Source organism: Halomonas sp. Cn5-12 (genome assembly GCF_021532545.1).
GTDB lineage: Bacteria > Pseudomonadota > Gammaproteobacteria > Pseudomonadales > Halomonadaceae > Vreelandella > Vreelandella aquamarina.
In genome coordinates, this window is sequence record NZ_JAKGAY010000054.1 from 1 (window position 1) to 10,310 (window position 10,310).

Genomic DNA, 10,310 nt, shown 5'->3' on the forward strand with positions numbered 1-10,310 from the left:
TCACGGCTTGGAGAGTAGAATTGCTCATGGCGTATCCGTCCTATGTTGGTTGTGATCTGGCGAGATCAATCAACAGGATACGCCACCCTCTCTACTGCCCTCCATACACAAGAACTGAGCTTAACTCAAGCCGTCCTGCTATCCAGCAACTATGCGTTGTATGGTGACATGTCCCAACGGGTAACCGAGGTACTGGGCGAGTTTTCACCCCATGTAGAGGTGTACTCCATCGACGAAAGCTTTGTCGGGTTTCAGAGATTTGAGGTAGATACCTTGAAACATCGAGGCCAAGCGTTGCGGGATACGGTGAAGCAGTGGACAGGTATTCCCGTGTCAGTGGGGTTTGCGCCGACACGGGTGTTGGCCAAGGTCGCCAATCATGCCGCTAAAAAACACCCTGCATATAGAGACCAAGGTGTATGCACGTTGCTTGCAGAAAGCGCGTCTACTAAAGCGTTGCTGAAGCAGTTGCCTGTCACCGAACTATGGGGCGTTGCACGCCGCACCGGCGAGCGATTACGCGTCATGGGCATTGAGACTGCCTGGGACCTGCGAGAAGCAGACCCGAAACATATCCGTCGGCACTTTAGTGTGGTGCAGGAGCGCATTGTCTGGGAGTTGCGGGGACAACCCTCCATTCAGCTAGATGACATGAGCCAGCCTAAACAACAGATCATGGTGTCTCGCTCCTTTGGGCGGCTTACCAACGATCCCCATCAGTTAAGGGAAGCGCTACGGCATCATGGTGCCAGGGCGGGCGAAAAACTTCGTAAGCAGCAAAGCGTCACCAGCGCCATCATGGTGTTTATCCGCACCAACTCGTTTCGTACGGATTTACCTCAATATCGTCAACGTGTGGTCATTTCTCTGGAACGGCCCACTGATGATAGTCGTGAGATCATCGCCGCTGCGGTGCAGGGTTTGCGTCGTCTCTGGCGAAAAGGATACGCCTACCACAAAGTGGGTCTCATGCTGCTTGATCTATCGCCTAAAGCTAATCGACAGCTCACCCTCACTGAAACCCCTCAGACCGACGAAGAAGCCAAACGTAGCGAACGATTAATGGCGACGATGGACAAGCTCAACCGTGAGCTGGGCAAGGGGACGGTACAGCTGGGCCTGCCACGAAAAGGAAACGCCTGGTCGTTGCGTAGTGAGCGGCGTACACCGAGGTATACGACGCAGTGGAATGAATTACTGCAGGTCAGATAAGTTAATCAAGCCAATGAAGCTAGGGCTCACTGGCCACGACGTCACGACGTTGAAAACTTTAATCTATACAAAAGTGACGGTTACGCATGAAATAAACGGGTATGTCGACTGCGTACGTCGTCACATCATTCAAACCGGAGCGAAGTAACGTCATATCGTTGAGTGCGTGAGTGGCTTTACTTTTTGCCTCTTCGTCGATACTTGTGTGTGATCTTGCTGACCCAGCGTTCTAATGGGCTACGAATCTGGTCATTGATGGTGATAAAACTGTTCCCGTTCCGAACACCACATGCGCTTGCAGGAGCTACATAAAATCGTCATTCCTTTCGCTTCCTTCTTACGTTCGTTGAGAGCAACCCCCCTTGTTTGTGTACTCCTAAAGCTTCACCCAGGCCTCCCTCATATGAGTTAGCAGTCGCTTGCCAGACTTTGCTGCTTGCATGACCATGAGCCGCTATCAAGCTACGCTGCGCCCTAGGGCCTAGGTTTGTCGCGTCATCTGCCGCAGTGCACTGATCGGCTACCAACTGATGGAGCGCCGTAGGCTATTTTTGTCTCATGTGAGCGCAGTTGAAATTTACCGGGCGTGCCTATCGCAACGATTTGGGAACGCTCTTTCAGGTAGGGGGGCGATATGGGGCCAGTCGACCATTGCATCAGACTTGGCGAGGTACCCGGTGATTGATGCCGCCAAGAAAAGTGGGTGGTATGCCGTTTCTTACAAGGGAGTCTTATCATCTTAATCAGAGGTATCCCGTTTGCTCAAGCATTGGGATAAAATCTATGCCTCACCTCGCCAAAAGCAAGCCTAAGCGCTTGGCGAGGTTCTCTCCAGCTGAGTGGGCAGGCGACCATTATAAAAATTCGTGGATATCCCTGAGGGTTTCTTCGAGGCTAGGGGGACGAGGGCCGATTACCCAATGCCTATAAGAGCCACGTTTTCCGTTACTGTAACAAGTAATTCTCTGCGCTTCTAACAGGGGAGCAATGCGCTTTAATGCAGAACCTAGGCCACGTGGTTCACGAGGCCATTTGCTCTCACTGGCCCATATAGGCTGATGTTCTGCCAAAGTGGCAAACCAAGCTTTTACGGGTTTTTCGATAGCTTCCTTAATGTCATTTTTGCTAATGTAATCAACGATTGCTTGGGCAACCGGTTCTTCCTCTGTAATTTCGCAAAGCCTTTCTTTCCAATACGCGTCGTACTGAAGCCAAAAAAGTGTGTCGCTTCTGGTCAGTGCTATAGAGACAATAACGCCAATGCGACAGAAATCCCGCCATTTTGCAGGTACTTCACGTTCTATTCTCATCCGCCCTGCCTGTGAATGCACCTTGCCAAGTAATGTAAGCAATGCATTGAATATAGTGGCTTGGAGCCTGCCTGTAATTCTCTGCTGCTTAGGTGTTGAAAAAGATGGACTAACTTGTTGAGTATAAGAAAGAGGGGGCATTTCCAAACTCAATGTCACGTCAGATAAAGCATCATATGTGATGACGGGTTCAGAGCTGCTTAAAATACAGGTGCGTGAAACCATGAGTGTGGAAGTGCTCTCATGGCAGCCTACTGGTTTCCAATTAAGAGGTGCTTTACGTAGGTATTCAAACAGCCGGCGCTGTACCACAGGGCTAAGGCTGTCTTCGATGTCTTCTAAACTGATGGCATGATGTCGCCAAGCACATCTATCAATTTCTTTGACGGTTTTAGGGATGTCACGAATGGCTGTTTCCTTACGAACTGGATCGACTAAATTTTTAATGAGTTGCTGTAATTTTGATGCATCGCTGCTGCGTTCTCCGGTTATCTCTAATGCTAGCTGTTGTTTATCTGGCATCAAGCACAGCACTAAATAGGTATAGATCAAAAGCTCTCTATCCTTTGGGAGAGTGATATAGGATTCGATTGCTTTTAAGTCCTTGATGTCTCCCTGTATGGAGGGAGCCTGGAAAGACCGACTATTGCTGGGATGCCAATATGGACAGAGGTTCTGAGGCTGAGTCATGATTTCCTGTCCAGTTGGAAACATCATTACCGTGCCATTTAGTTCAATATAGCGCTCAAGGTTTTGACCTAACCAGGTGCGTCCGTGACCGATAAGCTGCGGACTGGCTGGTTCATTGAGAATTACATCCAATGCATCCAGTATGCTTCGCTCAGTGACATCACGCTGGCTGTAATCTGCCACGATTTTCTTGATGAGTGGTGCAACTATCTCTGTTTCTGGTATCAAAACAGGCCCACCATCAATGGGCATCAGGAAATGAGCTCCATCAGGAGTCACTACATGCCGATAGTGTGCGTTAATAATGCACCTGACTAGGTTTACCTTAGATACTCTGGCTGTTCTACCACTGCTAGATTGAAGTTGTGGAGACACATTTGAAGTGATATTGGAGCCAGTAATGGTGGGGGGTTGGTAGCCGTTTGATAGCTCTTGTCTAGTGCCGTAGACGAAGGGGGATGGATAGGTAGCTTGATTAGTCATGCGTTACTCCCAAATCTCGATTTAATGAATGCCAAAATAGCAACTGGTGTGTTGCTGTTTTTCTATGCCTAAGCTTAACAGTCGTTTGAGGAGTGTGGTTTGATGTTTTTTCATACAAATTTAGAAGTGTATTGGACTGTATGGGACGTTAATGAATTTTTTTGTTTATTAATGGGCTTTCAATGAATATTAGAGTTGTTCATGTTGGTATTTGTGCGAATAAGTTTATTTGATTGGCTTGGTGGATTGTATTATCTTAAGGGGCTGGGTAAGGTTGGGTAGATTATACTGATTGCCTTGATTATTTGAATGAAAAATAATTAGTAATCTCTGTGAGTTTAGCTATATTGAATGGATTTATTTTATACCTTAAAATGAATTTTTATGTTTAGTAAATCCAGCGAAAAGCCTGTTAGTGGTGGGCTTTAAGGGCTAAGCTATGAGTTGGTTAAGGGCTAGATTAATGACGGTAATATTATTATGGCTTTATAAAGAGTGGTGATATTGACTATGGAGGGAGGCATTAAAGCCGGCGACCTTATACCTGATCGATAAAGTTATACCCAAGCTATTTGCTTATTTAATATTTATTCCTTAAATAAATTATTGTTATTAGAGGGGGAGGGCGATTAGTGACGGGTTTAGACTAGCTCTTTAATCATTACACCCCTATGCAAACATAAATATGGCTATCTAGCCATACATAATCCTTTGAATGAGGAGGGAATACATTATGAATACCACTATACACAACGTTGGTCAACATCGTCGTAAACGGCACCCCGATAATCCTGCTCTGAAGCTGTGGTGGGAAAACTATTACCATGGCATGTGGGTTCAAACACAGAAAGGGCCGCTGATAGAAAATTACCTAGCGAAATTATTGGATGTGATGAGAAATGCCCGCCAGGACTGCAATCGTATTTTGGCAATTCGTATTGATCTTCGTTTTCCAATTAGTATGAATTCTAGCGCAGTAGGGCAGAAAAACTCTACTTTGAGCGAATTTCAGATTTTTTTAAGGCGTGAGCTAGACAGAGCCAACACAAAGTATCCGCATAGATTGCGGGTTGTGTGGTGTTGTGAACAAAATACAAGTATCAATCCACATTACCACCTCTTACTATTGTTAAATGGTGATGCATACAACAGTATCGGTTTTGTTGGTAAGTCTCCATGCGGTCGGTATGTATATGAAAATATTTTTCATCGCATCGTCAGGTCATGGGCGCTGGCGATCAATCAGCCTCATGAATGTATGGAAGGGCTTGTGCAATTACCACGAAAACCTATAACCAACGAGATGGCTGTATGGTTTTTTCAACGGGAAGATCAAATGACTTTTGGACAGGTGTTTGGAGCGGCTAGTTATTTATGTAAGGCATATTCTAAAAACTTAGGAAATGGTGTGCATTGCTTTGACGGGTCCAGAGGTTGATTATGCTAAGCCCATTGTAAATTTTTTTATACTTTATAAGACTGCCTGTTTTTCAAGGCTTGGTGTATTTGAATTTTAATATCTGTTATAGAGCTCTCTTAAATTAAGAGAGCTTGTCAAAGTGTTGTGTTCTTCTTTAAATATCTTTACGTATCTCAATTTTTGCTGAAAAAGGGATTTGCCTGATTTTGTATGGTTTTTTTAGCTCTTCTTTAGCATTTTTATTGTAGAGGTTTCTTAAGCTGTCTTCTTTGAAGATAGTTTTTTCTAAATTTTCAGCTAATTTTAATTCATCTTTAGTTGTTTTAATGCCATATTCAATCATCAGCGGATGTATCGAGATGGCAATATCCAAAGCAGCAGACTGTAAATCTTTCCAACCTCCAATAGGGCGTTTTTTTACCAACGCCCACTTCGTTAGTGCTCTTAGTAATGCGTCTTTTTCTTCTTTTATCTCTGTGTTGGCTTTTGCAGCTTTTTTAGAGCGAGTCTCAACTGAGTTATCACGATAGTCTTTTAGCATCCTCCAGGCAGTGGCATGTTGATGCGCATAGGTAGCAGCTTTTCCTATAGTAGAGTGCGCGTTTAACAGCATACGGTGTCGCCGAACACCCTCATGAATATTTTTCCGTACTTGAGGAATTATGTGTTGGTTGAAGTGTGATACTAATGCTATTTGTCGAAGTGCTATTTTTAAGTGGTTGTCAATGTTTTCTTGAAGCTTTTTTTTGTCTGTAGTCTGTACAAGCCTTATTGATACTTTCCAGTCGTCAAATGGGTCTGGTTCTCCTGCCACCACCTGAGTTAGAGCTTCATGCCATTGCTTTTCATGATCAATAGCATCCATTTCATCTACAGGTTGCTCATGAAGAAGCTCTGTACCTAATTCAGTGCAAATGATATCTAGCTCTGACAAAAGCTCATTCAAGGCTTTAGAATCATTAACTATTTGAAGATACTGCTGTTCTTCAATTTCAATCATACTCATCTCACATCCTTCCTTGATCGCTAGTTTTTTTAAAAAGTCAATACCGCAACCTAAATTCGTTCTGAGTTTAGGTCTTACTGTATCCACATAATGCTCCCAGCGCGAACATAGCAGCGGTCAACGTCTGGTGAAGTCATCAGATGATACCCGTTCATTTGTTGTGATGAGGATGCGCAATGTATAACCAAATCAATGGCTTGAAAAGCTTTAACACTGACTCGCAACTTTCCGCATGTGGCGAGGTAAGGTACCAGCACAAGTCTATGCTCAGGCTGCCAGAGGTCATTAGGCGCACTGGGCTATCCAGATCAACCATTTACAATAAATTAGATAAGAACTCTCCCAATTACGACCCTTCATTCCCCAGGCAGGCCAAACTTGGGGGGAGGGCAGTAGCATGGGACGAAGAGGAGCTTGACTGCTGGATTCGAACCCAGCTGAGTGCGCGGCATCATTAAGTTGTGTCGGATCGTACTGGCGCGGCTAGGCAAATTATACGGTGATGTGTAGCCGCACCGTCGAACGCTCGATAAATACACTCTTTGTCTAAGCGACGATGCCATAAGGTACTCAGCTGCGAACCTAGGTGTGTATGATAGTGCCCATCAATTTTTACTGAACATGGGGAAGCATCCGTGAACACGGAAAGTCACTCTCAGCTTGCTGCTTTTATCTGGTCGGTCGCCGATCTTCTACGCGGCGATTTCAAGCAGTCCCAGTATGGCCGCATCATTCTGCCGTTTACGCTGCTGCGCCGCCTGGAGTGCGTCTTAGAGCCTACCAAGGCCGATGTGCTGAAAGCCGCTGAAGTCCATCAGAACAAGCCTGAGGCAGTGCGTGAGAAGCTGTTGCTGCGGGCAGCTAATCAGCCGTTTTTCAATGCTTCACTGCTGAGCCTGGGCAGCTTGTCTGATACGCAGACCAGCGACGACCTGATGAGCTATGTGCAGTCGTTTAGCCAGAGCGCTCGGGAGATTTTCGAGCACTTCGAGTTCGAGAGCTTTGTTCAGCAGCTCAACGCCAATAACTTGCTCTATAAAGTCGTGCAGCAGTTTGCAGCTATTGACCTAAGCCCTGCGCGGGTGACCAACCACGGTATGGGCGGCATTTTTGAAGAACTGATTCGCAAGTTTGCCGAAAGCTCCAACGAGACTGCTGGTGAGCACTTTACGCCCCGCGATATCGTCCACCTGACGACCTCACTGGTGCTGACAGGCCAGGAAGAAAAGCTCAAGCCCAATAGCATCGTTACCGTCTATGACCCAACGGCGGGCACTGGCGGGTTTCTTTCCGAAAGCGACGACTACATTCAGCAGGTCAGCCAGAATGTCACCGTCTCGCTGCACGGGCAGGAGCTGAACCCCGAGTCCTACGCCATTTGTAAGGGTGATATGCTGGTCAAGGGGCAGGAGGTCGAACAAATCAAACTGGGCAACACGCTCTCGGACGACCAACTGGCGGGGGAGCGATTTGACTACATGCTCTCCAATCCGCCGTTTGGCGTTGAGTGGAAGAAGGTGCAGAAGCAGGTCACCGACGAGCACAAGCACCGTGGCTATGATGGCCGCTTTGGCCCTGGCTTACCGCGTGTCTCTGATGGCTCGCTGCTTTTTCTGATGCATCTGGTGGCCAAAATGCGCTCCCGCCAAGACGGTGGCTCGCGCATAGGGATCATCCTCAACGGCTCGCCGCTGTTTACCGGTGGGGCGGGCAGTGGGGAATCCGAAATACGCCGTTACCTGCTACAACATGACATGGTGGAAGCCATCGTTGGTCTGCCCACGGATATGTTTTACAACACCGGCATTGCTACCTATATATGGGTGCTTTCCAACAACAAGCCCGCCGAGCGTAAAGGCAAAGTACAGCTGATTAATGCCACCGGCCGGGCCAGCAAGATGCGCAAGTCGCTAGGCAGCAAACGCCAGTACATTACCGACCGCGATATTGACGATATCGTCCGCTTGTATGGCGCTTATGAGGAAAATGACGAAAGCAAGCTCTTCCCAGTAGAAGCCTTTGGCTATCGGCGGATTACCGTCGAGCGGCCACTGCGCCTGAACTTCGAGGCCAGCGACGAACGCCTTGCCAAGCTGGATAACGAAAAAGCCATTCAGAAGCTGGATGAGGACGAACAAACTGCCCTTAAAGCTGCCTGCAAGCAATTAGGTGAGCATCGCTACACCAATCGCAAAACGTTTACCAAGGCCTTGAATGCAGCGCTCAAGGCCGAAGGCTTAAAAGTGGGCGCACCCGTACAGAAGGCCGTTCTCAATGCGCTTTCCGAGCGTGACCTGGACGCCGATATCTGCCTGGACAAACACGGCAATCCCGAGCCAGATACCAGCCTGCGCGATAACGAAAACGTGCCCTATGGCGAATCGGTGTATGACTACTTTGATCGGGAAGTAAAGCCCCACGTACCCGATGCCTGGATCGATGAAAATAAACGCGACGAGCTAGATGGCCGCATCGGTATCGTTGGCTTCGAGATCCCTTTCAACCGCCATTTCTACCAGTTCACGCCACCGCGCCCACTGGAGGAGATCGACGCCGACCTCAAAGCCTGCACCGACAAGATCAAGCAGATGATTGAGGAGCTATCGGCATGAGTTATCCCGCTTATCCCGAGTACAAAGACTCAGGCGTTGAGTGGCTTGGTGAAGTGCCGATGCATTGGGAAATACAGCCTCTGAAATACGTTGCAACTTATAATGACGAGGTATTACCGGAAAGCACTCCTGACAACCATCCAATTAAATATGTTGAGATTTCGGATGTAGATGAGCAAATCGGGGTCACCGGTTGGTCTGAACATTTTTTTTCATCGGCACCATCAAGGGCACGGCGAGTGTTGAAGGGTGGTGATGTCCTAATCTCGACTGTGCGTACATATCTCCGTGCTATTGCACCGGTAATTGAGCCACCTATTAACCTTGTTGGTTCCACAGGCTTTGCTGTTATTAGACCCATACCTGGCATCTATGACTCTATACTGCTGGGTTATGTGGTTAGAGCAGAGTGGTTTATCTCAAGTATCATTGCCCGCTCTGTTGGTGTCAGCTACCCAGCCATTAATGCGTCAGATTTGGTAGCGTTATCTCTCCCCATTCCACCATGGAAAGAACAAAAGGCCATCGCTTTCTTCCTCAACCACGAAACCGCTCGCATTGACGCCTTGGTGGAAGAGCAGAAGCGCCTGATCGCACTGCTCAAGGAAAAGCGCCAGGCGGTGATTTCCCATGCTGTCACCAAAGGGCTCGACCCCGCTGTGCCGATGAAAGACTCCGGGGTGGAGTGGCTCGGGGAAGTGCCTGCGCATTGGGTAAGGAAGCGGCTTAAAAATGTGTCGCCATTTATTACTGTTGGTATTGTCGTTAACCCTAGTAGCTACCTGGCTGAAGAAGGGCTTCCTTTCATTTACGGCGGAGAGGTCAGAGAGGGGTATATTGAAGTTGATAAGGCCAGAAAGATCTCGTTAGAAAATAGCCGCCGCAACAGAAAAACTATGCTGGAAACCGGTGATGTTGTGACGATGCGCGTGGGGTATCCAGGCGTAACAGCTGTGGTCCCACCAGAGTGTGAAGGTGGAAATTGCGCCTCCGTTATGCTTACCAAGAAAGGTAGCTATGACTCTAGGTGGCTTTGTGCTGCAATGAACAGTCGTCTCATTCGTCATCAAGTAGAAATAGTTCAGTACGGGGCAGCGCAGAAGCAGTTTAACATTGCCGATGCGGTAGAGTTCTGGCTATTTGAACCGCCGATAGATGAGCAGGCCAAAATTGCAGACTACATAGATCGAGAGTCGTCTCGTTTTGATCAACTGGTTGGTGAGGCGAAGCGAAATATGCAGTTACTCCAAGAACGCCGTTCAGCCCTGATCTCCGCCGCCGTCACCGGCAAAATCGATGTACGAGGATGGCAGCCACCAGAGGATTCGGTAGTGTCTACAGAGGCCAAGCAGATGGAGGTTGTATGTAAGCGTTCATTCCACGACGTTCTGCCACCCTGCTGAAAATCGCCCTACAGTAACCTCACACTTTCCAACACGAGGTTACCCCTATGAGAAAGCACCGCACACCCGAACAGTGGCAGGCTCTGGTCAATCAGCAGCGTGACAGTGGTCTGTCAGCTTCGAAGTTCTGCAAACAAGAGAACATCGGCTACGCCAGTTTCTGTAACTGGCGCA

The 10,310-nt window shown here is 47.7% G+C and carries 8 protein-coding genes; 6 read left to right on the forward strand and 2 right to left on the reverse strand.

Annotated elements, in window-relative coordinates; translation table 11 throughout:
• The first annotated feature begins 42 nt into the window (after nt 1–42).
• A complete protein-coding gene (locus tag L1249_RS16740) occupies nt 43–1,212 on the forward strand; it encodes a Y-family DNA polymerase (RefSeq protein WP_268825216.1) in 1,170 nt (389 codons plus the stop codon).
• A gap of 854 nt (nt 1,213–2,066) precedes the next feature.
• Here L1249_RS16740 and L1249_RS16745 read toward each other — a convergent pair.
• Nucleotides 2,067–3,464, reverse strand: a complete 1,398-nt coding sequence (locus L1249_RS16745) for a hypothetical protein (protein ID WP_235253772.1) — start codon at nt 3,462–3,464, stop codon at nt 2,067–2,069.
• A 964-nt stretch (nt 3,465–4,428) separates the two neighbouring features.
• Here L1249_RS16745 and L1249_RS16750 point away from each other — a divergent pair.
• Entirely contained in the window at nt 4,429–5,133 is a 705-nt protein-coding gene (locus L1249_RS16750; RefSeq protein ID WP_235253774.1) for a YagK/YfjJ domain-containing protein, read from the forward strand.
• A 136-nt stretch (nt 5,134–5,269) separates the two neighbouring features.
• Here L1249_RS16750 and L1249_RS16755 read toward each other — a convergent pair whose 3' ends face one another.
• Entirely contained in the window at nt 5,270–6,208 is a 939-nt protein-coding gene (locus tag L1249_RS16755; protein ID WP_235253775.1) for a hypothetical protein, read from the reverse strand.
• A gap of 176 nt (nt 6,209–6,384) precedes the next feature.
• Between L1249_RS16755 and L1249_RS16760 the strand changes: the two genes are divergently transcribed.
• From L1249_RS16760 to tnpA, 4 genes are all read left to right on the forward strand, one after another.
• Entirely contained in the window at nt 6,385–6,579 is a 195-nt protein-coding gene (locus L1249_RS16760) for an AlpA family phage regulatory protein (RefSeq protein WP_159343746.1), read from the forward strand.
• 177 nt (nt 6,580–6,756) lie between these two features.
• Nucleotides 6,757–8,733: a type I restriction-modification system subunit M gene (locus L1249_RS16765; protein ID WP_235253777.1), complete on the forward strand. Its 1,977-nt coding sequence runs from the start codon at nt 6,757–6,759 to the stop codon at nt 8,731–8,733.
• Entirely contained in the window at nt 8,730–10,136 is a 1,407-nt protein-coding gene (locus tag L1249_RS16770; RefSeq protein ID WP_235253779.1) for a restriction endonuclease subunit S, read from the forward strand. The genes L1249_RS16765 and L1249_RS16770 overlap by 4 nt, the downstream gene beginning before the upstream one ends.
• Nucleotides 10,137–10,183: 47 nt before the next feature.
• On the forward strand, nt 10,184–10,310 hold a 127-nt coding region (gene tnpA / locus L1249_RS17745; RefSeq protein WP_442908429.1), incomplete at its 3' end, for an IS66 family insertion sequence element accessory protein TnpA.